Source organism: Providencia sp. Me31A (genome assembly GCF_050487165.1).
GTDB lineage: Bacteria > Pseudomonadota > Gammaproteobacteria > Enterobacterales > Enterobacteriaceae > Providencia.
Genome location: NZ_JBKQGZ010000014.1, coordinates 44,713 through 68,401, shown reverse-complemented (window position 1 = coordinate 68,401; position 23,689 = coordinate 44,713). Strand labels below are relative to the sequence as shown.

The 23,689-nt window shown below is 43.4% G+C and carries 19 protein-coding genes; 17 read left to right on the top strand and 2 right to left on the bottom strand.

Annotation, left to right across the window (positions count from 1 at the left end):
- Positions 1–72: 72 nt before the first annotated feature.
- The 11 genes from nuoC to nuoN all read left to right on the top strand — a co-directional run bounded on the left by nuoC (position 73) and on the right by nuoN (position 13,851).
- Positions 73–1,875: an NADH-quinone oxidoreductase subunit C/D gene (nuoC, locus tag ACLPIE_RS13060; protein ID WP_430262218.1), complete on the top strand. Its 1,803-nt coding sequence runs from the start codon at positions 73–75 to the stop codon at positions 1,873–1,875.
- Between the two features lie 2 nt (positions 1,876–1,877).
- Positions 1,878–2,426 (top strand): NADH-quinone oxidoreductase subunit NuoE, encoded by a 549-nt coding sequence (nuoE, locus tag ACLPIE_RS13055; protein ID WP_430262216.1) that lies wholly within the window; start codon positions 1,878–1,880, stop codon positions 2,424–2,426.
- Positions 2,423–3,781 (top strand): NADH-quinone oxidoreductase subunit NuoF, encoded by a 1,359-nt coding sequence (gene nuoF / locus ACLPIE_RS13050; protein ID WP_430262214.1) that lies wholly within the window; start codon positions 2,423–2,425, stop codon positions 3,779–3,781. Before nuoE ends, nuoF begins: the two co-directional genes overlap by 4 nt.
- A gap of 98 nt (positions 3,782–3,879) precedes the next feature.
- Positions 3,880–6,603: an NADH-quinone oxidoreductase subunit NuoG gene (gene nuoG / locus ACLPIE_RS13045; protein ID WP_430262212.1), complete on the top strand. Its 2,724-nt coding sequence runs from the start codon at positions 3,880–3,882 to the stop codon at positions 6,601–6,603.
- Positions 6,603–7,580 carry an NADH-quinone oxidoreductase subunit NuoH gene (nuoH, locus tag ACLPIE_RS13040; RefSeq protein WP_004912244.1) on the top strand — a complete coding sequence of 326 codons (978 nt, stop codon included), beginning with the start codon at positions 6,603–6,605 and terminating at the stop codon, positions 7,578–7,580. The genes nuoG and nuoH overlap by 1 nt, the downstream gene beginning before the upstream one ends.
- 14 nt (positions 7,581–7,594) lie before the next feature.
- The gene (nuoI, locus tag ACLPIE_RS13035; RefSeq protein ID WP_430262210.1) at positions 7,595–8,137 is read left to right on the top strand and encodes an NADH-quinone oxidoreductase subunit NuoI; all 543 of its coding nucleotides are present in this window, start codon (positions 7,595–7,597) and stop codon (positions 8,135–8,137) included.
- A 12-nt stretch (positions 8,138–8,149) separates the two neighbouring features.
- On the top strand, positions 8,150–8,692 hold the full coding sequence (gene nuoJ / locus ACLPIE_RS13030; protein ID WP_430262208.1) for an NADH-quinone oxidoreductase subunit J: 543 nt from the start codon (positions 8,150–8,152) through the stop codon (positions 8,690–8,692).
- On the top strand, positions 8,689–8,991 hold the full coding sequence (gene nuoK / locus ACLPIE_RS13025) for an NADH-quinone oxidoreductase subunit NuoK (protein ID WP_004921109.1): 303 nt from the start codon (positions 8,689–8,691) through the stop codon (positions 8,989–8,991). Before nuoJ ends, nuoK begins: the two co-directional genes overlap by 4 nt.
- Positions 8,988–10,844 carry an NADH-quinone oxidoreductase subunit L gene (nuoL, locus tag ACLPIE_RS13020; protein WP_430262206.1) on the top strand — a complete coding sequence of 619 codons (1,857 nt, stop codon included), beginning with the start codon at positions 8,988–8,990 and terminating at the stop codon, positions 10,842–10,844. Before nuoK ends, nuoL begins: the two co-directional genes overlap by 4 nt.
- Positions 10,845–10,863: 19 nt before the next feature.
- Positions 10,864–12,384, top strand: a complete 1,521-nt coding sequence (gene nuoM / locus ACLPIE_RS13015) for an NADH-quinone oxidoreductase subunit M (protein ID WP_430262204.1) — start codon at positions 10,864–10,866, stop codon at positions 12,382–12,384.
- Positions 12,385–12,390: 6 nt separating this feature from the next.
- Positions 12,391–13,851 (top strand): NADH-quinone oxidoreductase subunit NuoN, encoded by a 1,461-nt coding sequence (nuoN, locus tag ACLPIE_RS13010; RefSeq protein ID WP_430262202.1) that lies wholly within the window; start codon positions 12,391–12,393, stop codon positions 13,849–13,851.
- 55 nt (positions 13,852–13,906) lie between these two features.
- Here the strand turns inward: nuoN and ACLPIE_RS13005 are convergent, their stop codons facing one another.
- Positions 13,907–14,926 (bottom strand): alpha-xenorhabdolysin family binary toxin subunit B, encoded by a 1,020-nt coding sequence (locus ACLPIE_RS13005; protein ID WP_430262200.1) that lies wholly within the window; start codon positions 14,924–14,926, stop codon positions 13,907–13,909.
- An 11-nt stretch (positions 14,927–14,937) separates the two neighbouring features.
- The gene (locus ACLPIE_RS13000; protein WP_430262198.1) at positions 14,938–16,146 is read right to left on the bottom strand and encodes an alpha-xenorhabdolysin family binary toxin subunit A; all 1,209 of its coding nucleotides are present in this window, start codon (positions 16,144–16,146) and stop codon (positions 14,938–14,940) included.
- Positions 16,147–16,549: 403 nt separating this feature from the next.
- Between ACLPIE_RS13000 and ACLPIE_RS12995 the strand changes: the two genes are divergently transcribed.
- From ACLPIE_RS12995 to menE, 6 genes are all read left to right on the top strand, one after another.
- On the top strand, positions 16,550–17,884 hold the full coding sequence (locus ACLPIE_RS12995) for an isochorismate synthase (RefSeq protein WP_430262196.1): 1,335 nt from the start codon (positions 16,550–16,552) through the stop codon (positions 17,882–17,884).
- Positions 17,885–18,003: 119 nt separating this feature from the next.
- Positions 18,004–19,677, top strand: coding sequence for a 2-succinyl-5-enolpyruvyl-6-hydroxy-3-cyclohexene-1-carboxylic-acid synthase (gene menD, locus ACLPIE_RS12990; RefSeq protein ID WP_430262194.1), 1,674 nt, complete (start codon positions 18,004–18,006; stop codon positions 19,675–19,677).
- A complete protein-coding gene (gene menH, locus ACLPIE_RS12985; protein ID WP_430262192.1) occupies positions 19,677–20,441 on the top strand; it encodes a 2-succinyl-6-hydroxy-2,4-cyclohexadiene-1-carboxylate synthase in 765 nt (254 codons plus the stop codon). The genes menD and menH overlap by 1 nt, the downstream gene beginning before the upstream one ends.
- Before the next feature lie 12 nt (positions 20,442–20,453).
- Positions 20,454–21,311: a 1,4-dihydroxy-2-naphthoyl-CoA synthase gene (menB, locus tag ACLPIE_RS12980; protein WP_042844425.1), complete on the top strand. Its 858-nt coding sequence runs from the start codon at positions 20,454–20,456 to the stop codon at positions 21,309–21,311.
- Positions 21,311–22,282: an o-succinylbenzoate synthase gene (gene menC, locus ACLPIE_RS12975; RefSeq protein ID WP_430262190.1), complete on the top strand. Its 972-nt coding sequence runs from the start codon at positions 21,311–21,313 to the stop codon at positions 22,280–22,282. Before menB ends, menC begins: the two co-directional genes overlap by 1 nt.
- The gene (gene menE / locus ACLPIE_RS12970; protein WP_430262188.1) at positions 22,270–23,685 is read left to right on the top strand and encodes an o-succinylbenzoate--CoA ligase; all 1,416 of its coding nucleotides are present in this window, start codon (positions 22,270–22,272) and stop codon (positions 23,683–23,685) included. Before menC ends, menE begins: the two co-directional genes overlap by 13 nt.
- The last annotated feature ends 4 nt before the right edge of the window (positions 23,686–23,689 follow it).

The window sequence follows — 23,689 nt, the reverse complement described above, 5'->3', positions numbered from 1 at the left end:
CTTAAAGCCATACAGCGTAACAGAGCAATGTTGTTGCGAAATAATAAACCTGATCAAGCGTTATGGTGAAGAATGATGACAGATCAGATAGCGCAAGCGAGTAGTACCCAGCCAGGATGGCAGACACAGGATCATTTAAATGACCCTGTTCTTCTGGAACTGCGCAACCAATTTGGGCCGGATGCCTTTTCTGTTCAAGCAACCCGCACTGGTATGCCAGTGGTTTGGGTTCGCCGTGAGCAGTTACTGGAAGTAGTAGATTTTCTGAAAAAATTACCAAAACCGTATGTCATGTTATTTGACTTACACGGGGTCGATGAGCGTCAAAGAATTCACCGTCAAGGTCTGCCTGAAGCAGACTTTAGTGTTTTCTACCATATTATCTCTATCGACCGTAACCGCGATATTATGTTGAAAGTTGCTCTTAATGAGAAAGACCTCAACGTACCTTCTGTGGTTTCTTTATTCCCAAATGCAAGCTGGTATGAGCGTGAAGTGTGGGACATGTTTGGGATCACCTTCCAAGGTCACCCAAATCTTCGCCGCTTGCTGATGTCGCCAAGCTGGGAAGGTCACCCGCTGCGTAAGGATTATCCTGCGCGTGCAACCGAGTTTGACCCGTTTGTTCTGACTAAACAGAAACAAGATCTGGAAATGGAAGCATTAACTTTCAAACCAGAAGAGTGGGGCATGGCGCGCGGAAATGAAAACGAAGATTTCATGTTCCTGAACTTGGGGCCAAACCACCCATCATCACACGGTGCATTCCGTATTGTATTGCAACTTGATGGTGAAGAAATTATCGACTGTGTGCCTGATATTGGTTACCACCACCGTGGTGCTGAAAAAATGGGTGAGCGTCAGTCATGGCATAGCTACATTCCTTACACTGACCGTATCGAGTATTTGGGCGGTTGTGTGAATGAAATGCCGTATGTGTTAGCCGTTGAAAAATTGGCTGGCATCGAAGTGCCTGATCGCGTAAAAACCATTCGTGTCATGCTGTCTGAGTTATTCCGTATCAATAGCCATTTATTATACATCAGTACCTATATTCAAGACGTTGGTGCGATGACCCCTGTCTTCTTTGCGTTTACCGACCGTCAAAAAGTCTACAATGTTATTGAAGCGATTACGGGTTTCCGTATGCACCCTGCATGGTTCCGTATCGGTGGGGTTGCTCACGACTTGCCACGTGGCTGGGAAAAATTGCTGCGTGAATTATTAGACTGGTTGCCAAAACGTTTAGAGTCCTATGTGACATCTGCACTGAAAAACTCCATCTTGAAAGGCCGTTCTATTGGTACTGCAATGTACTCGAAAGAAGAAGCACTGGCATGGGGTGTGACAGGAGCAGGTTTACGCGCAACAGGCGTTGACTTTGACGTGCGTAAATGGCGTCCATATTCAGGCTATGAAAACTTTGAGTTTGATATTCCTATCGCTCACAACGGTGACTGTTATGACCGTGTGATGATCAAAGTTGAAGAGATGCGCCAGAGTATCCGTATTCTTGAGCAATGCTACAAGAATATGCCAGAAGGTCCTTTCAAAGCCGATCACCCACTGACGACTCCGCCACCGAAAGAGCGTACGTTGCAGCACATCGAAACCCTAATCAACCACTTCTTGCAAGTGTCTTGGGGACCGGTGATGCCTGCGAATGAGTCATTCCAGATGGTTGAAGCCACTAAAGGGATCAACAGTTACTATCTGACCAGCGATGGCAGCACAATGAGCTACCGTACACGTATTCGTACACCAAGTTATGCTCACTTGCAGCAAATTCCTGCGGTCATTAAAGGTAGTTTGGTTTCAGACTTAATCGTCTATCTGGGTAGTATCGATTTTGTAATGTCGGATGTGGATCGCTAACCATGCATAATGAACATAACGAAAATGAGAAGCACAATGAGCTCAATGTCGTGAATGTGTTTGAACCGCAAGTCAACCACGGCTTTGTTTTAACAGAGAAAGAGCGTGAAGAGATTGAAGGTGAAAAACACCATTACGAAGATGCGCGTGCTGCCTCAATTGAAGCACTGAAAATTGTGCAAAAAAACCGCGGTTGGGTTGAAGATGGCGCTATTCATGCTATTGCTGAAGTGCTAGGCATCCCAGCCAGTGATGTTGAAGGTGTGGCGACATTCTATAGCCAAATCTTCCGCCAACCAGTAGGTCGCCACATTATTCGCTATTGCGACAGTGTTGTTTGCCATATTACAGGTTATCAGGGCTTGGAAGCTGAAATCATTAAACAGCTCAATATTCGCCCGGGTCAAACAACAGACGATGGCCGCTTTACGTTGCTGCCGACCTGTTGTTTAGGTAACTGTGACAAAGGTCCAACGATGATGATCGATGAAGACACTCACAGCTACGTACAGCCTGAAAATATTCAAAAATTACTGGAGCAGTATCCATGACAAATTCTGTTAATCCAGTGATCCGTACTGCAGAAACTCACCCCTTAACATGGCGTTTGCGTGATGACAATCAGCCTGTTTGGTTAGATGAGTATCGCAGTAAGAACGGATACAAAGGTCTTGAGCGTGCGCTCAAAGGCATGGCTCCCGATGAAGTAGTGAATCTCGTCAAAGACGCTGGCCTGAAAGGGCGTGGTGGTGCGGGCTTCTCAACTGGTCTGAAATGGAGCCTGATGCCGAAAGACGAAAACATGAAACTGCGTTACTTCCTATGTAATGCAGATGAAATGGAACCGGGCACTTATAAAGACCGTTTATTGATGGAACAGCTTCCTCACTTGTTAGTTGAAGGAATGATCACAGGCGCTTATGCACTTAAAGCCTATCGTGGTTATATCTTCTTACGTGGTGAATATGTTGAAGCGGCTCATAATTTACGTCGTGCCATTGAAGAAGCGAAAGCTGCGGGTCTATTAGGGAAAAATATCCTAGGTTCGGGTTTCGATTTCGAACTGTTTGTCCACACGGGGGCTGGGCGTTATATCTGTGGTGAAGAAACTGCATTGATTAACTCCTTAGAAGGCCGCCGTGCGAACCCGCGCTCTAAACCACCATTCCCTGCAACTTCAGGGGCTTGGGGTAAACCTACTTGCGTCAATAACGTTGAAACTATCTGTAATGTACCGGCAATTTTAGAGCACGGTGACCAATGGTATATCGACTTAAGCGCAGGTAAGAGTAAAGACGCGGGCACGAAATTAATGGGCTTCTCAGGCCGTGTTAAAAATCCGGGTCTGTGGGAGTTACCATTTGGCACCACGGCACGTGAAGTGCTGGAAGATTACGCAGGTGGTATGCGTGATGGCCTGAAATTAAAAGCATGGCAGCCGGGTGGGGCAGGAACAGATTTCCTGACTAATGACCACTTAGATTTACCAATGGATTTCGAACATATTGCCAAAGCGGGGAGCCGTCTTGGTACTGCATTAGCGATGGCGGTTGACCATGAAATCAATATGGTTTCTTTAGTGCGTAACTTAGAAACTTTCTTTGCCCGTGAATCCTGTGGCTGGTGTACACCGTGTCGTGATGGTCTGCCGTGGAGTGTGAAAATTTTACAAGCGCTGGAAAAAGGCGAAGGGCAGCCGGGGGATATTGAAACTCTTGAGCAGCTGTGCCGTTTCTTAGGGCCAGGTAAAACTTTCTGTGCTCACGCACCGGGTGCGGTCGAACCGCTACAAAGTGCCATCAAATATTTCCGTGATGAATTCGAAGCGGGTATTTCGCAAAAAGATCTACGCAACATTGCGCAGATTGCGGGTATCCAACCAAACCTGCTGAAGCAGCGTTGGTAATAATTTAGCGATTGAGCAACCGCTAAATTGGATTTTCACGAAGAACGTATTTTTGATTAACGCCTGCTTTATGCGGGCCTTTGGGAAGCATGCTGACTATGGCTACAATATATGTAGACGGCAAAGAATATGACGTTAACGGGTCTGAGAACCTGTTACAAGCCTGTCTTTCTCTTGGGCTAGATATTCCTTATTTTTGCTGGCATCCGGCGCTGGGAAGCGTTGGCGCTTGCCGCCAGTGTGCGGTTAAGCAGTATCAGAACGCGGATGACACTCGTGGTCGCCTAGTAATGTCTTGTATGACACCGGCAACGGAAGGTACTTACATCTCGATTGATGATGAAGAAGCCAAACAATTCCGTGAAAGTGTTGTGGAATGGCTGATGACTAACCACCCACACGACTGCCCAGTCTGTGAGGAGGGAGGGAACTGCCACCTGCAAGATATGACGGTGATGACCGGTCATAATATGCGTAAATATCGTTTTACTAAACGTACACACATCAACCAAGACTTAGGGCCTTTCATTAGTCATGAAATGAACCGCTGTATTGCTTGTTATCGTTGTGTTCGTTACTACAAAGATTACGCTGACGGCACAGACTTAGGAGTTTACGGGGCGCATAATTATGTGTATTTCGGTCGTACTGAAGATGGTACGCTGGAAAGTGAATTCTCCGGTAACTTAGTTGAAGTTTGTCCTACTGGTGTTTTCACCGATAAAACCCACTCAGAGCGTTATAACCGTAAATGGGATATGCAATTTGCACCGGGCATCTGCCAACAGTGCAGTATCGGTTGTAACACCAGCCCTGGTGAACGTTATGGTGAAATTCGCCGTATCGAGAACCGCTATAACGGTTCGGTAAACCATTATTTCTTGTGTGACCGCGGGCGCTTTGGTTACGGTTACGTTAACCGCAAAGACCGCCCTCGTCAGGCTATCTTGAACAAAGACGGCGTGAAACAAACCATCTCTGCAATTGAAGCAATGCAAAGTGGCGCACAAATTATCAACCAAGCCAAAAAAGTGATTGGGATTGGTTCTCCACGAGCAAGCATTGAAAGCAACTATGCATTGCGTGCGTTAGTGGGGGCAGAAAACTTCTATTCAGGTATTTCTGCGGGTGAACAGCGTCGTTTAGCATTGATGCAAAACATCCTGCAAAATGGCGGTATCTACACCCCAACCCTGCGTGAAGTGGAAGGCTATGATGCGGTATTGGTTCTGGGTGAAGATTTAACTCAGACGGGTGCGCGTATGGCTTTATCGGTTCGCCAAGCGGTGAAAGGTAAAGCTCGTGAAATGGCAGCAGCGCAAAAAGTGGCTGACTGGCAAATCGCGGCAATTATGAACATTGGTCAACACGCAAAATATCCGCTGTTTATCACCAACGTTGATGACACTCGCTTAGATGATGTCGCGGCATTTAACTACCGTGCACCAGTGGCTGACCAAGCGCGTTTCGGTTTTGCTATCGCGAATATGATTAATGGCGAAGCCCCTGCGGTGAATGACTTATCCGCAGACTTAAAAGCAAAAGTTGAAACCATTGCTCAGGCATTAGCTGGCGCGAAAAAACCATTAATTATCAGTGGTAGTCACAGTGCAAGCGAAGCCATGATCCAAGCAGCGGCTAACGTTGCATTTGCATTGAAGGCGAAAGGCGCAAATGTAGGCTTATCTTATTTAGCTTCTCATGCAAATAGTTTTGGTCTAGCCATGATGAATGCGCAGCCATTAGACAGCGCGTTTGCTCGTATCGAAGCGAATGAAGCGGATGTGGCTATCGTCATCGAAAATGACCTTTATCGTCACAGTAATGTTGATGCGGTTAATCATGCATTAGCAAAACTGAAACACTTGATTGTTGCTGATCATCAGCAAACCGACATCATGGATAAAGCAACGTTAATTCTGCCGGCGGCGAGTTTCGCTGAAGCGGATGGTACGTTGATTAACCAAGAAGGTCGTGCGCAACGTTTCTTCCAAGTTTTCGATCCAACCTATTACGACAAAGCTATCGTGATGAACGAGAGCTGGCGCTGGATGCATTCGCTGCAAACTGAAGCTCAAGAACGTGATGCAGATTGGTCGCAACTTGACCATGTTATCGCAGACTGTGTTGCTGCTATGCCGCAATTTGCCGGTATTGTCGACTCTGCACCGAAAGCCTCTTTCCGTATTCGTGGTCAAAAACTGGCGCGTGAGCCTCATCGTTATAGTGGTCGCACAGCGATGTTGGCAAACCAATCTGTACATGAACCTCGTCAACCGCAAGATATTGACTCACCATTTGCTTTCTCAATGGAAGGGAACAACAGTCCTACGGCACCACGCCAGCAAATTCCATTTGCATGGGCGCCGGGTTGGAACTCACCACAAGCGTGGAATAAATTCCAAGCAGAAGTAGGGGGACACCTGTTATTTGGTGACCCAGGTGTACGCCTGTTCAATTCAACGGAAAGTAAACTGGCTTATTTCACTGAGATCCCAACGGCTTATCAAGCCGCTGAAGCTCAGTGGGTTGTCGCCCCGTATTACCATTTGTTCGGCAGTGATGAAATGTCACAACGTTCAGAGGTAATTCAAGAGCGTATGCCAGAGCCTTATATCATGCTGAACACGCAAGATGCTGCGACTTTGGGTCTGTCAGCGGGTGCTAAAGCTGAGTTTAGCCACGCAGGTCAAACATTTAACTTGACTGTGCGCCTAAGCAATCACTTGTTTACAGGTCAAATTGGCTTACCACTAGGAATGCCGGGTATCGCACCTTCACTGGCTGGCGTGTCAGTCAATAATCTGCGGAGGGGAGCATGATGGATTGGATTTCTCCTGAAGTGATGGAAGTTTTAATTTCCATCCTCAAATCTGTCGTTATTTTATTGGTTGTTGTGACTTGTGGGGCCTACATGAGTCTGGGAGAGCGCCGTATCCTCGGTTTGTTCCAGAATCGTTATGGTCCTAACCGTGTTGGCCCATTTGGGATGGGTCAGTTAATCGCGGATATGTTCAAAATGCTGTTTAAAGAAGACTGGATACCACAGTTTGCGGATAAGAAAATCTTTACGCTAGCGCCAGTTATTGCATTTTGTTCTTTATTCCTTGCGTTCGCCATTGTGCCCGTTAGCCCAACTTGGCACGTTGCAGACCTCAATATCGGGATTTTGTTCTTCCTGATGATGGCGGGGCTGGCGGTGTATGCAGTGTTATTCGCGGGTTGGTCAAGTAACAACAAATACTCATTATTAGGTGCGATGCGTGCGTCAGCACAAACCGTGAGTTACGAGGTGTTCCTAGGTCTTTCTTTAATGGGTGTAGTTGCACAAGCAGGTTCATTCAACCTGATTGATATTGTGAACTCCCAAGAAGGCATGTGGAATATTATCCCTCAGTTCTTTGGCTTTGTGACTTTTGCGATTGCAGGGGTTGCGGTATGTCACCGTCACCCATTTGACCAGCCAGAAGCAGAGCAAGAGATTGCGGATGGTTATCACGTTGAATACTCAGGGATGAAGTTCGGTCTGTTCTTCGTTGGTGAGTATATCGGTATCGTAACGGTTTCCGCATTGATTGTGACGCTGTTCTTTGGTGGCTGGCACGGTCCATTCTTGCCGTCATTCTTGTGGTTTGCTATCAAAACAGGCTTCTTCATGATGATGTTTATCTTGATCCGTGCCTCTTTACCGCGTCCACGCTATGACCAAGTGATGTCTTTCGGTTGGAAAATTTGCCTACCGTTGACTCTGCTTAATCTGCTGGGTACTGCAGCAGTGATTTTATACAACGCTCAGTAAGGGGTGATTGAACCATGACATTGAAAGAGTTATTGGTCGGTTTCGCCACCCAAGTACGTAGTATTTGGATGGTCGGCCTACATGCGTTCGATAAACGCGAAACGTTAATGTATCCAGAAGAGCCGGTTTATTTGCCACCCCGTTACCGTGGTCGTATCGTATTAACTCGCGATCCAGACGGTGAAGAGCGTTGTGTTGCCTGTAATTTATGTGCAGTTGCTTGCCCTGTGGGGTGTATCTCACTGCAAAAAGCTGAACATGAAGACGGTCGCTGGTACCCTGAATTTTTCCGCGTTAACTTTTCGCGCTGTATTTTCTGTGGTCTGTGTGAAGAGGCTTGCCCAACCACGGCAATCCAATTAACACCTGATTTTGAAATGGCTGATTGGAGACGTCAGGATCTGGTTTACGAGAAAAATGACCTGTTAATCTCAGGTCCGGGTAAATATCCTGATTATAACTTTTACCGTAAATCAGGTATGGCGATTGCAGGTAAAGACAAAGGTGAAGCGGATAACGAAGCGAAACCGATTAACGTCAAAGACCTGTTGCCATAAGGAGCGATATTCATGGAATTTACATTTTATATCGCCGGCCTAGTTGCCATATTAGCAACTTTGAGGGTGATAACTAATACCAACCCAGTGCATGCATTGTTGTATCTGGTTGTTTCTCTGCTGGCTTTGTCGATGGTGTTTTTCTCACTCGGCGCATATTTTGCTGGGGCGTTAGAAATCATCGTTTATGCAGGCGCCATCATGGTCTTGTTCGTTTTCGTCGTGATGATGCTCAACTTGGGCCGCTCAGTACAAGAGCAAGAGCGCGCTTGGTTGGCTCCGAAAAATTGGATCGGCCCCGGTATCTTATCTGCCGTATTATTGGCTATCTTAGTTTACGGCATTACCTCTTTGTCTTATCAAGGAGGCATTGACGGTTCGGTGATTGGGGCGAAAGAAGTGGGAATTAGCTTGTTCGGGCCTTATGTTCTGGCTGTTGAATTAGCGTCATTGCTACTGTTAGCGGGTATCGTCGTCGCATTCCACGTTGGACGTGACCGTAAAGAAAACGGTGCTGATCTCGTCAGTATCGCGAAGGCGGAGGAGCAAAAATGATACCTCTTCAACATGGTCTGATTTTAGCGGCAATTTTATTTGTAATGGGACTTAGCTGTCTTGTTATTCGCCGTAATCTGCTTTTCATGCTGATCGGACTAGAAATCATGATTAACTCAACTGCACTGGCATTTGTTGTTGCAGGGAGTTTCTGGGGGCAACCAGACGGCCAAATTATGTATATTTTGGCTATTGCGCTGGCTGCAGCGGAGGCGAGTATTGGATTGGCGTTGTTACTGCAACTCCATCGTCATCGTCAGAACCTGAATATTGATAAAGTCAGTGAGATGCGCGGATGAACCTACTCTATTTAACTATTCTGTTACCACTACTCGGAGCGGTGCTACTGGCCTTCTCTCGTGGACGTTGGTCGGAAAACGTTTCTGCCATTATTGGTGCGGGGTCGGTCGGCTTAGCGGCTCTCGTAGCACTTTATGTTGGCAATGAATTTTTAGCTCAACCTGTTTTATCGAATGGCGGATATCAGCCATACTCACAACAACTTTGGACTTGGATGTCTGTGGGTTCTTTTAGCATTCCTTTTACCTTAGTACTTGATGGTCTGTCACTGACCATGCTGGGTGTGGTAACGGGGGTGGGCTTCCTTATTCACGTATATGCGTCTTGGTATATGCGTAGTGAGGAAGGTTACTCACGTTTCTTCGCTTATACCAACTTGTTTATTGCAAGTATGGTGGTGCTAGTTCTTGCCGATAACATGATGTTAATGTACCTCGGTTGGGAAGGGGTGGGGCTGTGCAGTTACCTGTTGATTGGTTTTTATTACACTAATCCAGATAACGGCAAAGCCGCGATGAAAGCATTTATCGTAACGCGTATTGGTGACGTATTCCTTGCCATCGGTATGTTTATCCTGTGGAACCAATTAGGCACGCTGAATTTCAGCGAAATGGCACAACGTGCGACTGAACTATCGCCAGAAGGTTTGTCAATGATGAACTGGGCAACGCTGATGATTTTAGGCGGTGCGGTAGGTAAATCAGCTCAGTTACCACTGCAAACATGGTTAGCCGATGCTATGGCAGGTCCAACACCTGTTTCAGCACTTATCCACGCAGCCACCATGGTAACCGCTGGGGTCTATTTAGTTGCTCGTACACATGCTCTGTTCTTATTAACACCTGAGGTTTTACATTTAGTGGGTGTTATTGGTGCCGTGACATTAGTATTGGCAGGTTTTGCTGCATTAGTACAAACGGATATCAAACGTGTTCTCGCATACTCTACCATGAGCCAAATTGGTTATATGTTCTTGGCTTTAGGGGTACAAGCATGGGATGCGGCGATTTTCCACTTAATGACGCATGCGTTCTTTAAAGCGTTATTGTTCTTATCAGCAGGTTCAGTGATCCTCGCTTGCCATCATGAACAAAACATTTTCAAAATGGGCGGACTGCGCAAACAGATCCCATTCATCTACGCTGTGATGTTAATTGGCGGAAGTGCACTGGCAGCGTTGCCACTGTTTACCGCTGGTTTCTACAGTAAAGATGCCATTTTGTGGGGTGCGAAACTTGATGGTCAAACCGTGCTGTTATGGGCAGGTATTTTCGGTGCATTAATGACCGCAATCTATACTTTCCGTATGATTTTCATCGTGTTCCACGGTGAAGCAAAAATCAACGCACACAAAGTTAAAGGCATCACCCATACATTACCGCTGGCTATTTTGGCTATCCTTGCAACGTTTGTTGGTGCATTAATACACCAGCCATTAGAAGGTGTGCTCCCGACGGAAGCTGTTGGTAGCGAAGAAGGTAAAGTTTTACTTGAAGCTATCTCCGGTGGGTTTGCTATCGCAGGTTTATTAGTTGCGATATTCCTCTACCTATTTAGGCGTTCAATCGTTGATGCGATCGCGAAAACTGCGGTTGGCCGTTTCTTCAGCGCATGGTGGTACCAAGCTTGGGGATTCGATTGGCTGTACGATGTAGTCTTTGTTAAACCGTTTAAAGGTATTGCATGGCTACTAGAAAGCGATCCTGTTAACTCACTGATGAATATTCCTGCCCATCTTTCACGTTGGATGAATAAAGGGCTTGCTGTCAGTGAAAACGGCCAGATCCGTTGGTATGTTGCCTCATTGGGGCTGGGTGCAGTGCTGATTCTTGCTCTGCTGCTTTTGGTTTAATTAAGGGACACATTGCGCCATGCTATTACCTTGGCTAATACTCATTCCCTTCATCGGAGGCCTGCTAAGCTGGCAGGCTGACCGATTCAGTCACCGTGCACCACGTTGGATTGCACTGGCGACGATGGGATTAACACTGATACTCTCCGTGCAATTGTGGTTACAAGGGAATTATTCTCTGGTGAACCCACAAGGTATTCCACAGTGGCAGTCTGTTTTTCTTATGCCGTGGATACCATCACTGGGGATTAATTTTCATTTAGCGATAGACGGTTTATCACTGCTGATGGTCGTATTAACGGCTATTATGGGCGCTTTCTCGATACTGAGCTCATGGAGTGAAAACCAAAAGAACCAAGGTGCTTATCACTTTAACCTATTGTGGATTATCACAGGGGTGATGGGGATCTTTACTGCGGTTGACCTGTTTTTATTCTTCTTCTTCTGGGAGATGATGCTGATCCCAATGTACTTCCTAATTGCCAATTGGGGACACAAAGGTTCAGAAAACAGACAACATATTAACGCAGCGACTAAGTTCTTTATCTATACGCAGGCAAGCGGCTTGATTATGTTGGTGTCCATCATTGGATTGGCGCTGGCACATTACAGCTCAACAAATACATTAACATTTAATTACGATGAGTTATTAGGCACTCAAATGTCTAGTCATGTCGCATTTATGTTGATGTTAGGTTTCTTTATTGCCTTTGCCGTTAAAATGCCACTGGTTCCATTTCATGGGTGGATGGCAGATACACAAGAACAATCGCCAACAGCGGGCTCTGTTGATATCTCCGGTATCATGTTAAAAACTGCTGCCTATGGTTTATTACGCTTTACCTTACCGTTGTTCCCAGAAGCGTCTATCCAGTTCACGCCAGTGGCGATGACGCTGGGGGTGATTAGTATCTTCTACGGAGCATGGTTAGCGTTTAAACAAACCGATATCAAACGTTTGGCGGCATACAGTAGCTTATCTCATATGGGATTCGTGACTGTCGCTATTTATGCAAGTTCAGTACTGGCTTACCAAGGTGCAGTGATCCAGATGATCACTAACGGTTTGTCTGGTGCAGCACTAATTATTATTAGTGGTCAATTATACGAACGTGCACAAACTCGTGACATGCGTATGATGGGCGGCTTGTGGAAACGCATCAAATGGTTACCAGGTTTATCCTTATTCTTTGCTGCGGCAACGCTAGGCATGCCGGGCACAGGTAACTTTATCGGTGAATTTATGATCCTGTTCGGCAGCTTCAGCCAATTCACATTAGTCACCTGTATCATGGTCTTTGGTGTGGTATTCGCATCTATTTACTCGTTATGGATGATGCAACAAACTTATTACGGTACACCGAAGTCTGAAAAAGAAATGAAAGGGTTAACTGCACGTGAGTTTGGTGTGCTGCTAGCTCTGGCTGCTTTACTGGTTTTCATCGGTTTCTATCCACAACCAATTTTAGATACATCAATTGGTTCAATGGAAACATTGTATAACCTGTATTCTGCTCCACTTACAACATTAGGGCTGTAATTCGCCATGACAATAACTCCTCAAGAACTGATCGCAATACTACCACTGATGATCGTCGGGTTGACGGCGGTGGTTGTGATGCTGTCCATTGCGTGGCGACGCGATCACCTTACCAGTGCCGCGCTGACAGTATCAGGCTTTGTTATTGCGTTGCTTTCACTCATTTGGGTAGCCGATGGCTACCTAATGGATGTTACTTCGCTTATCCGTGTTGATGGCTTTGCTTTGTTTTACAGTGCATTAGTCCTGATCGCAGGTATAGGTACCAGTATCTTTGCTTACCATTGGTTGGAAGGTTTTGATGATAATAGAGATGAGTTTCACTTGTTAGTCGCAATTGCGGTAGCAGGTGGGGTACTACTTTCTATGTCAAACCATATGGCATCAATGTTTATCGGTATTGAACTGATTTCACTGCCATTATTTGGTCTGGTCGCTTACACCTTCGAACGTAGCCGTACTTTAGAAGCAGGGATCAAATACATGCTGTTGTCCGCAGCGGCATCCTCATTCCTGTTATTTGGTATCGCATTACTGTATGCAGAATCAGGTAGCTTAAGTTTTGCTGCTGTGGGACAGAGTTTATCTGACAGCCAAATCCATGCACCATTAGTAATGATTGGCTTTGGTATGCTTATTGTTGGTTTTGGTTTTAAACTGTCGCTGTTCCCATTCCAATTATGGACACCCGACGTTTACCAAGGCGCACCAGCACCCGTGTCTGCATTCTTAGCAACAGGCAGTAAAATTGCTATCTTTGCTGTACTCGTGCGCATCTTTATGGAAGCCCCAATTACGAACAGCAATACATTAGCGATTGTGATTTCTGTGATTGCTATTGCGTCTATCCTGTTTGGTAACTTGCTGGCTATCTCGCAAAAGAGTGCAAAACGCTTACTGGGCTACTCATCAATCGCGCATATGGGGTATTTACTGGTAGCACTGGTTGCTTTACGTGCCGTGCCTGAATACGCTCAAATAACCATCGCCATATACCTTGTAGGTTATCTGTTTGCAAGCTTAGGGGCATTTGGTGTAGTCAGTATCGTTTCTAGCCCGTACCGTGGTGATGACCAAGATGACTTTAGCGCATTCCGTGGGCTTTTCTGGCATAAACCGGTATTGGCAATGGTCATGACAGTGATGATGCTTTCATTAGCTGGTGTGCCAATAACATTAGGATTTATTGGTAAATTCTATGCTATTTATACGGCAGTGAAGGCAGAATTGTGGTGGCTAACGGGAGCTGTGGTTGTCGGTAGTGCAATTGGTTTATATTACTACCTACGCTTTATGGCGAGCTTATATAGCCGTGATGCAGAGCATGCAGAGCGTTACACTGGCCCTGAAAAAGCAACTCTGGGTACTGTGGTTGCTGTTATTTGTGCCATTGCTGTTATCGTCTTTGGTGTTTGGCCACAACCGCTTATCGATATTACATCAACAGCCCTCGCTGTGATTAATTAATAACGTATATATTGATATCAAGCCGGTTACTTTCGAGTCGCCGGCTTTTTTGTTTTTAGCCAGTTGAATCCGGTAATTGCCGATGATACTGATATTCCACATCATTTAGATAGGTCTCGAGCATCTGGCTTGCAGTATTAATTAAGGCAATATTTAGGCGCTGCTCAGAAGCTTGTTCGTTAATAAACGTGCACCAAGACAGCCAGTAGTTTTTTAGTAACTCTATCTGTGCGGTGACAGAGAGCCTGTATGTATCAATAGTGGTTATTTCATTGGCTAGTGGTATCAATTGAGAAAGCCGAGAGATATTCGTATCAATTATATTAAGTTCTTCTTTTAACGCTATGATTTTATCACTTAGATATAATCTAACATGGACTAGCTGCGAAAACTCTAAGCCATTATCTATGACGGCCAGTAAATTTCTCACATAGCTTATGGTTGATTTAAGTATCTGCTTTTTGTTTACGGGTAGCTCAAGAGTATCTATTAACTCTTTGCCTAGCAAATACCTATTAAAAAAATCTGAAATTTTAGTTTTTAAAATAATATCTTCCGCCGCAGTGATAATAGAATATTCGTGGTTGATTTCATCAATTTTTGCTTGTTTACTATTTTTTGATGTAACAAGTGCTTCTTTTTGATTGATATATTGAGAAAGCTTTAATTTATTGGGTTCGATAAGGTCAAAAATAAGTAATGAGTCATTTGTATATTTCATTTTAGAAATTACTTTTTCTAGGTCTAGTTTTACATCCATCAAATCCTCAATATAATTTGCTATTAATATTTTTTTCTGTATATCTTCGAGGTTATTATTATCATGATTCTCAGTGCTATTTTCATTCAGTTCACTATGTGTGATGTAACTTAGTTTTATTTTTAATAGTGGTATGGCATTTCTAACAATTTCATTTAGTTCTTCAGTTTTCATGGCTATTTTTTGTATTCTTTCATAAATAATATAATCATAATTGATTATATTTTTATTGAATGTATTGATATTATTTGATTTGTATCTTAATTGATATATATCAATAGCGGGAGGGGTGGGTATTTTAAGGTTAGTATGCATATTAATGCCTTTTATTGTGAATGGAGTTCGTGTTTTTGTAGCTCATCAAATAATTTCATTAAATGAATGGAGTATTCTTGGATTGAGCTCCAAGCGCTAATTATTTTTTTAAATTGGGTGATGAACCTAAGAAGTTTATCTGCATTGTTAATGCGTTGAAATATATCAATAGATTGTTTTATTTCAGTTAAAATAACCAGCCACATGTAGTCTAGATGGTCAATGGCGAGCCGTGCATCTTTGAAAAAAGCTTCGATTTTATGTAAATTAATCTGTATATCAAATATTGTTTTTTTTAGAATTTTATTTTTGTTAATTCTAGCATTGATATCTTCTATTTCTGTTAATGTTTCATTTCTTTTTTTTCTAATTCCTTCAGCTTTGGAACCAAAGATACTGCTGGTTATCGCTAAGCCGATAATGCCGCCAGCAAGCCCAGTGAAGCAGAGTTTAACAAAGTGAGAATATTCTTTTTCGAGTAGTTTTATCTCTTTTTTTTTGAATTCCATTATCTCTTTTAAATAATCTTCTGCGTTATCATCATTTGAAGAGTCAAGTTGCTGATATATTCCTTTGATGTTAAATAATAATGATTCCACATGTTGAAAGTTTGAAAGGTACCCTCCTGTAATATGAGTTCTAAAATCAGAAATAATGTTTTTTATTTTAACTGTTTCAATTGACTGATGCTTTATATCAAGTTTTATTAAATTTAAAATACTAACAAGTTCAGTTGCAATTTGCTGATCATCACTTTGGTATGTAATTTGCGACAAGTCACTGTCAGTAATATCTCCCAAATTATCCGATATTTTTTTTAAAATTGGCATGTGGTTAATATATTCAATAATTTGATTTCCAGTTTGGATAATATTACGGCTAGTTAATGAAAGATTGATTGATTGTGATTTAACATGCTGTTCGACATTATCCCATGTGTTAGCATGGGCTCGCACATTAATAATGGCCATTGTTAAATCGCGAGTATCAACAGGTAGTGTTGTTAATTCTGTAATACCAAACCATTTTAATATATCACTTTCTTTTAATGGTAAGGAAAGTGAAAAGTTCACATGTCGATGTATATTGATCAAATCCTCTAGTGTAAAAATACCTGCTGCACGAGAGGAAAGTGAATCTTGATTAGTGAGTAAAGCAAATGTTGCATTACCTATATTTTCTTTATCAATAATTCGATCATAACTTTCTTGAATATTCATTATTAGTTCCAACTTAATATGTTAAAGATAAAATTTAATTCAGTATTGATGGCTGTGTGATTGAATGATTTATTTATGATGAGATATGGACATAAATTTTGTATTGATTAACCTACTTGAAATAAATGAAAAAGTTGATATTAAAAAATGGAAATCAACACTAAAAAATAGCGCTATTTTTTACTGGTTATTTATAACACATATAAAAGTGCTATCATTTGCACAAGTGTATAAGTGTTAAGAATGGTTATAAACTAAACTACAATTCTCATTGAGTGCTTAAACACATTGTCGTTAGTTGATGACATCGCATTTACTGGTTGTCATCAATGTATTAAAAAATCACATTGCACTATATAATAATTGAAAGTGAATCTGTGTGATGTAGCAGTAGGGATCGAAAGTGACATATAAAAAAATTGATAAAGTGATAACTGAAATTTTAGATCATTTGTCTACATTGACACTCAAAACAAAAGAGTACACACGCCTTGTTTGGCAAGTAGATGGGCAACTTATTTTCCCAGGGCTTTCATGGTTATCTGAACAAAATTGTTATCCGCAATTTTATTGGTACCAACGTACTGGAGCGCAAGAGTGTAGTGCTATCGGAATGGTAAAATCTTTCCAATCGATTGATAACGCACAGGCTTTTTTATCGCAATATCCCCAAATGCCAGATATGCGTTTATGGGGATTAAACGGCTGGAATGCCGTTGGAGAAGACATTCCTGAAACGTTGAAGCAACAAGCAACCTTTTGTTTTTTACCACGATTGGAAATTTATCGATGCCGTTCGACAGTGAACATTAGCATCCATATTGACGGTGAAGAAGATCGTTTAAATGCAATCCATTTTTTACGCCAACTAAAGCCTACATCAGAAGGCGTTTTAACCCTTTGTGCGAACATTACTGCTCAAGAACATATTCCTGACCATGATGAATGGTGCCGTTTATTGAACAGCGCCATTAATGATATGAAAGCAGGGAAAATGGAAAAGGTGGTGATGGCGCGAGAAACTAAGCTCACATTGACTGAACCTATTGCTGTGGCTGAGTTTTTATCGGAAAGTCAAAAAGTGAATCACTTTTGTTACCACTTTATGATGGCCTTTAGCCAACATTCAGGCTTTATATCTTCTACACCCGAACGTTTATATTTACGCCAAGGTGAACTGCTAAATTCAGAAGCTTTAGCAGGGACGGTGGCAAATGATCCTGACGATGCTATTGCCGCGGAATATGCAAAGTGGCTAATGGAAGACAAAAAAAATCAACATGAAAATTTGGTTGTGGTTGATGATATTTGTCAGCAATTACAAGGTGCTGTAACAGGTGTGGATGTATCTAGCGCGAAAGTTATTCGTTTAAGAAAAATCCAGCACCTATACCGTTCTATCGTTGCAACCCTCGTCACGCCTTCTGATAGTGACTGTTTACAACGTTTGCAGCCAACGGCGGCTGTTTGTGGATTACCCAGAAATGTCGCGCGACAATTTTTAGCTAATAATGAACCTTTTTCACGGGGTTGGTATGCGGGAACTGGCGGATTTATTAGCCTTAATCAAAGTGAATTTGCGGTATCATTGCGCTGTGCACAAATAGAAGGAGCGCAGGTTTCTTTATATTCAGGCGCGGGTATTGTCAGCGACTCAGACCCAGAACAAGAATGGACAGAGATTGAAAATAAAGCGGCTGGGTTAAAATCTTTATTTGGAAATAACGAAAAACCATAACATAAAAATGGTTATTTTCTTTTTATTTTCAATTAGTTCATCAAAAATTGTTCTGAGATCAAGAAATTTATCTCAAGCAGTCTAAACTAATTGATAATTAATAATTTGCTGAGCATATTATGTCGAATTCTGCGTTTAACATCCGTTGGGCTGAAGTGATCCTTGAAGCACTTGCCCGCCATGGTATGAAACATATTTGTATTGCACCAGGCTCTCGCTCGACGCCTTTGACTCTGGCGGCGATCAATAACGCCAAATTACATTGTCATACTCACTTCGATGAGCGTGGTCTAGGGCATCTCGCACTTGGATTGGCAAAAGCTAGTAATGAGCCCGTTGGCGTCATTGTGACATCAGGAACTGCGGTTGCAAACCTTTACCCTGCATTGATAGAAGCGGGGTTAACTGGGGAAAAAATCATTTTTCTCACCGCTGATAGGCCGCCTGAGTTAATTGACTGTGGTGCTAACCAAGCTATTCGGCAAACCCATATCTTTGCTTCACATCCATCCCAAGCGTTAATGTTGCCAAGGCCGACAAAAGATATTTCTGCAAAATGGTTAGTCACCGCTGTTGATAATGGCATGAACCAACTGCATCATGGTGCATTCCATATTAATTGTCCCTTTGCAGAGCCGCTATATGGCAGCACTGAGGGGGAATATGAATGGCAAAAGGCACTCGGAGAATGGTGGAGCTCTAACCATCCTTGGCTAAGTGAGCCTCTGACGAATACGGTGGCACTCGTTGCTGATTGGTATTTTTGGCGGCAGAAAAAAGGCGTCGTTATTGCTGGTCGAATGACGGCAAGTGAAGGAGAGCGCGTCGCGAAATGGGCTCAAGAGCTGGGATGGCCTGTCTTAGGTGATGTATTGTCGCAAACGGGTCAGCCTTTCCCTTGTGCCGATTTATGGTTACAACACCCAGATGCTCAGGGTATTTTAAAAGAAGCAGAATTAGTCGTGCAGTTTGGGTCTAGTTTAACGGGAAAACGCCTGTTACAGTGGCAAGCCAGTTGTGAACCCGAAGAATATTGGATTATCGATGCCATACCCCAGCGTCTCGATCCCGCCAATCATATGGGTCGTAAATTAACCTGTTCAATTAGAGGTTGGTTGGATAATCATCCAGCACAGCCACGCAGTTTATGGTGTGAACCTTTACTGGCTTTAGCACAGAAAACCCAACTTTATGTGCGCCAGCAGCTAAGTGAACAATTTTCAGAAGCCGCAGTCGCTCATCAATTGCCTGAACTGCTTTCATCAAGAGGGCAACTGTTTGTTGGTAACAGCTTAATTGTACGTTTAGTGGATGCATTAGCTCAATTACCAGCCAATTACCCTGTATATAGTAATCGTGGTGCAAGTGGCATTGACGGGTTGATCTCGACAATGGCGGGCGTACAAAGAGCAACCGCAAGACCAACATTGGGAATTGTGGGAGACATTTCTGCATTATACGACCTAAATAGCTTAGCGCTATTGCGTAAACCTTCAGCGCCAACGGTTTTAATTATCGTCAACAATAATGGTGGGCAAATTTTCTCAATGCTGCCAACACCGGATGAAGCAAGAACACATTATTATTGCATGCCGCAAAATGTTAGTTTTGAACCCGCCGCTAAAATGTTTGGTTTACAGTATTGTGCCCCAACAGATTGGGCTACATTGAAAGACACCATAGTACAATTCTGGCATAGCCAACATGGCACCTTATTGGTGGAGTTAGTCGTGGATAGTGATGAAGGCGCTCTTATCTTAAAACAACTACTGAGTGATATAGCGGAATTTTAATGTTATCAGCCCAAACTCACAACCCAGATGCCCCAAGGCCTTGGTTAGTCTGGCTACATGGATTACTAGGTAGCTCTGATGATTGGTTGCCCGTTATTGATAATTTCAATAACTACCCATCATTACTGGTTGATTTACCAGGGCATGGTGCATCGAAGTTTGAGGCATGCCACGGTTTTTCGCATTTTGATCAACAGCTTTGTGCGCTTTTGCACTATCATCAAATTGATGAATATTATTTGATTGGTTATTCATTAGGTGCACGTCTTGCCATGCACTTTGCCTGTCATTGCCCGCCAAAGGGGTTATTAGGCCTAATTATTGAAGGTGGAAATGTTGGTTTAACAAGCCATCAAGAACGAGTAAATCGGGAAGCTAATGACCATGCATGGGCTCAACGTTTTCGTGTGGAACCGATTGAAAACGTGCTTAATGATTGGTACCAACAGCCTGTATTTATGGATTTAACACTCGCTCAAAGAGAGCAATTAATCAATTTACGTCGGCAAAATAACGCACAAAGTATTGCGGATATGCTAGAAAGCACATCACTTGCTAAGCAGCCTTTTTTGGTCGACAAACTGTCTCAACTGAGTTGTCCCTATTGCTATTTTTGTGGTGAGAGGGATCAAAAATTTCGAAGCGTTTCGCAACAATATGCTTTGCCGTTAACGTTGATTGCAAATGCAGGGCATAATGCACATCGGGAAAACCCGACGGGTTATGCGGCTGCACTTCATCATTTTTTATCATATAGTGGTTAAAGGGATCTGATAATGATTTATCCAAGTGAAGAAAAATTATATGCGCCTATTGAGTGGCAAGACTGCTCGACAGGGTTTGAAGACATTCGCTATCACAAGTCCCCTGAAGGGATTGCAAAAATTACCATTAACCGTCCTGAAGTGCGTAATGCTTTTCGCCCACAAACGGTAAAAGAAATGATCCAAGCACTGTCCGACGCACGTTATGATGACCAGATTGGTACGATCATTTTAACGGGAGAAGGCGAAAAAGCGTTTTGTGCGGGCGGTGACCAAAAAATTCGGGGTGATTACGGCGGATATCGTGATGAGAGTGGAACTCACCATTTAAATGTTCTTGATTTTCAACGCCAAATTCGTACCTGTCCAAAACCTGTCGTGGCGATGGTCGCCGGTTTCTCGATTGGCGGTGGTCATGTTTTACACATGATGTGCGATTTAACGATTGCCGCTGACAATGCGATTTTCGGCCAAACAGGGCCAAAAGTCGGGTCATTTGATGGCGGATGGGGCGCATCTTATATGGCGCGTATCGTAGGTCAAAAGAAAGCGCGCGAAATTTGGTTCCTGTGTCGCCAATATAATGCTCAAGAGGCATTAGAGATGGGGCTGGTTAATACCGTTGTTCCTTATGCTGACCTCGAAAAAGAGACGGTGCGTTGGTGCCGTGAGATGTTAGAAAATAGCCCAATGGCCTTACGGTGCCTAAAAGCCGCCTTGAATGCGGATTGTGATGGTCAGGCGGGTCTGCAAGAATTAGCCGGTAACGCTACTATGCTGTTCTACATGACTGATGAAGGTCAAGAAGGCCGTAATGCTTTCAATGAAAAACGTGCACCTGATTTCTCTAAATATAAGCGTAATCCGTAATGCGTAAAGCCAAGGTTTATTCGTTCAGCCTGCCGATGGAGGCAGGCGTTATCCTTCGTTATCAACGGCTAAAAACCCGTGATGGGCTTTTGGTGTGTTTGCAAGATGGGGATAACGAAGGTTGGGGGGAAATTTCGCCTCTACCTGAATTTAGTCAAGAAACGCTGGAACAAGCGACCGCTGAAACTATTATTCGACTAAATGAATGGGTGAAAGAAGGCCATTTTTCCGAAAGTAAACTCCCTTCAGTGGCCTTCGGTTGTAGCAGTGCAATGGCTGAGTTAACAGGCGAGTTGCCTAAAGAGGCTGACTATCGCAAAGCACCATTGTGCAGTGGCGACCCAGATGACCTCATTTTAAGCCTTGATGCAATGGAAGGTGAAAAAGTTGCAAAGGTAAAAGTTGGGTTATACGAAGCGGTACGTGATGGTATGGTCGTTAACCTACTATTAGAGGCGGTTCCAGAACTAAAATTACGTCTGGACGCAAATCGCAGTTGGACACGCGCTAAAGCAGATGGTTTTGCTAAATACGTTAATCCAGATTATCGTGGCCGTATCGCATTTTTAGAAGAGCCGTGCAAAACCCGTGAAGAATCACTGCAATTCGCCGCAGATACAGGGATTAACATTGCATGGGATGAAAGTGTGCGTGAAAGCAGTTTCAAAGTAGAGGCTCAGCAAGGGGTCGCTGCGATTGTGATTAAGCCTACATTGACGGGTAGCTTATCTTATTGTCGCTCTTTAGTGGAAGATGCACACCGTTTAGGGTTACAAGCAGTGATAAGCTCATCTATTGAAACGAGTTTTGGATTAACACAATTGGCACGTGTTGCTCATTGGCTGACTCCCGATACTATCCCCGGTTTGGATACTGTTTCATTGATCCAATCACAGTTGGTTCGACCTTGGCCTGACTGTGAAATACCGGTACAACAACTCGATGAATTAACGGTTGTATGGCAGAGTTAAAAGACTTCAGCGACTGGCCTTGGCGGCATTGGGCCAGTCTTCAAGCTCATTCAGTCGCATTACTGGCAGATGCTGAAAGTATCACTTGGGGCGTTTTAAACCAGCGGGTTAGCAATCTTGTAACCTATTTTTCCAAGCAAGGTGTTGCCCAAGGGCAATGTGTTGTTTTAAGAGGTAAAAATTCGATTGATTTACTTCTTAGCCAATTAGCGCTTATTGCGTGTGGTGCAAAGGTTTTACCTCTAAATCCTCGTTTACCTGAAAGACTACTTACTGAGTTGCTACCGCATCTTAATGTTGATGCCGTGATTGATTTCACTGATGATACAAATATATTTGCGAAGTATCGAAACCTAAATTGCCAACAGGATAACCTCTTTATTGGTGATGATGCTTCTGCAGCTGTTGATTTTCTCTCTGCACTAGAGCAGCCTGCGACGTTAATATTAACTTCTGGTTCCACGGGTTTACCGAAAGCCGCAGTTCATAGTATGGCAGGCCATTTGAGTAGTGCCGAGGGCGTTGTCAGTGTCATGAATTACCAACAAGGGGACTGCTGGTTACTGTCCTTGCCACTTTTTCATGTTTCAGGACAAGGAATTGTTTGGCGCTGGCTACTTCAAGGTGGAAGTTTAGCGTTGAAAAACTCGCCGCTGGTGGATGCATTGCGAGGAGTCACCCACGCGTCTTTAGTGCCTACTCAACTATGGCGCTTACTCAATGAGGAAATCGTTGAGCCATTTACTTTAAAAGAAGTTTTATTAGGTGGAGCTTTGATCCCAACAACACTCACTGATTTAGCTGAAAGTCGTGGGATCGCCTGCTGGAGTGGCTATGGGATGACTGAAATGGCATCTACGGTGTGTGCGAAACGTGCAGATGGTAAAAAAGGTGTCGGCCTACCTTTAAAAGGAAAGCGCCTTCGCATCATCGATGATGAAATCCAAATTCAATCGAATAGCCAAGCGATGGGTTATTGGTTTGATGGTGAAATGAAACCATTAAATTGTACTGGTGACTGGTTTAAAACGAATGATAAAGGCGCGTTTATTGACGGTGAGTATCAGATCCTCGGCCGTTTAGATAATTTGTTTATCAGTGGTGGGGAATGTGTTCAGCCTGAAGACATTGAATCGGTCATAAATTCCCACCCGGATGTTAGCCAGAGCTTTATTATTCCTGTTGACGATGAGCAATTTGGTCAACGACCTGTGGCGGTTGTGGAGTGTGATTTAAATTTACCACTTAGTGAATTATCTGTTTGGCTGAAAGATAAACTCGCACCATATCAGAACCCTATGGCATTTTATCATTTAGATTCTCAACTGAAAGCAGGGGGGATCAAGGTTTCTCGCCAGCAAGTCAAACAGTGGTTATATACAAAAACAGACTTTAATCATTAAAAAG

Bases quoted from the DNA above. Each gene is read 5' to 3' on its own strand.
- nuoC (WP_430262218.1), top strand. From the start codon at position 73: ATGATGACAGATCAGATAGCGCAAGCGAGTAGTACCCAGCCAGGATGG.
- nuoE (WP_430262216.1), top strand. From the start codon at position 1,878: ATGCATAATGAACATAACGAAAATGAGAAGCACAATGAGCTCAATGTC.
- nuoF (WP_430262214.1), top strand. From the start codon at position 2,423: ATGACAAATTCTGTTAATCCAGTGATCCGTACTGCAGAAACTCACCCC.
- nuoG (WP_430262212.1), top strand. From the start codon at position 3,880: ATGGCTACAATATATGTAGACGGCAAAGAATATGACGTTAACGGGTCT.
- nuoH (WP_004912244.1), top strand. From the start codon at position 6,603: ATGGATTGGATTTCTCCTGAAGTGATGGAAGTTTTAATTTCCATCCTC.
- nuoI (WP_430262210.1), top strand. From the start codon at position 7,595: ATGACATTGAAAGAGTTATTGGTCGGTTTCGCCACCCAAGTACGTAGT.
- nuoJ (WP_430262208.1), top strand. From the start codon at position 8,150: ATGGAATTTACATTTTATATCGCCGGCCTAGTTGCCATATTAGCAACT.
- nuoK (WP_004921109.1), top strand. From the start codon at position 8,689: ATGATACCTCTTCAACATGGTCTGATTTTAGCGGCAATTTTATTTGTA.
- nuoL (WP_430262206.1), top strand. From the start codon at position 8,988: ATGAACCTACTCTATTTAACTATTCTGTTACCACTACTCGGAGCGGTG.
- nuoM (WP_430262204.1), top strand. From the start codon at position 10,864: ATGCTATTACCTTGGCTAATACTCATTCCCTTCATCGGAGGCCTGCTA.
- nuoN (WP_430262202.1), top strand. From the start codon at position 12,391: ATGACAATAACTCCTCAAGAACTGATCGCAATACTACCACTGATGATC.
- ACLPIE_RS13005 (WP_430262200.1), bottom strand. From the start codon at position 14,926: ATGCATACTAACCTTAAAATACCCACCCCTCCCGCTATTGATATATAT.
- ACLPIE_RS13000 (WP_430262198.1), bottom strand. From the start codon at position 16,146: ATGAATATTCAAGAAAGTTATGATCGAATTATTGATAAAGAAAATATA.
- menD (WP_430262194.1), top strand. From the start codon at position 18,004: ATGTCGAATTCTGCGTTTAACATCCGTTGGGCTGAAGTGATCCTTGAA.
- menH (WP_430262192.1), top strand. From the start codon at position 19,677: ATGTTATCAGCCCAAACTCACAACCCAGATGCCCCAAGGCCTTGGTTA.
- menB (WP_042844425.1), top strand. From the start codon at position 20,454: ATGATTTATCCAAGTGAAGAAAAATTATATGCGCCTATTGAGTGGCAA.
- menC (WP_430262190.1), top strand. From the start codon at position 21,311: ATGCGTAAAGCCAAGGTTTATTCGTTCAGCCTGCCGATGGAGGCAGGC.
- menE (WP_430262188.1), top strand. From the start codon at position 22,270: ATGGCAGAGTTAAAAGACTTCAGCGACTGGCCTTGGCGGCATTGGGCC.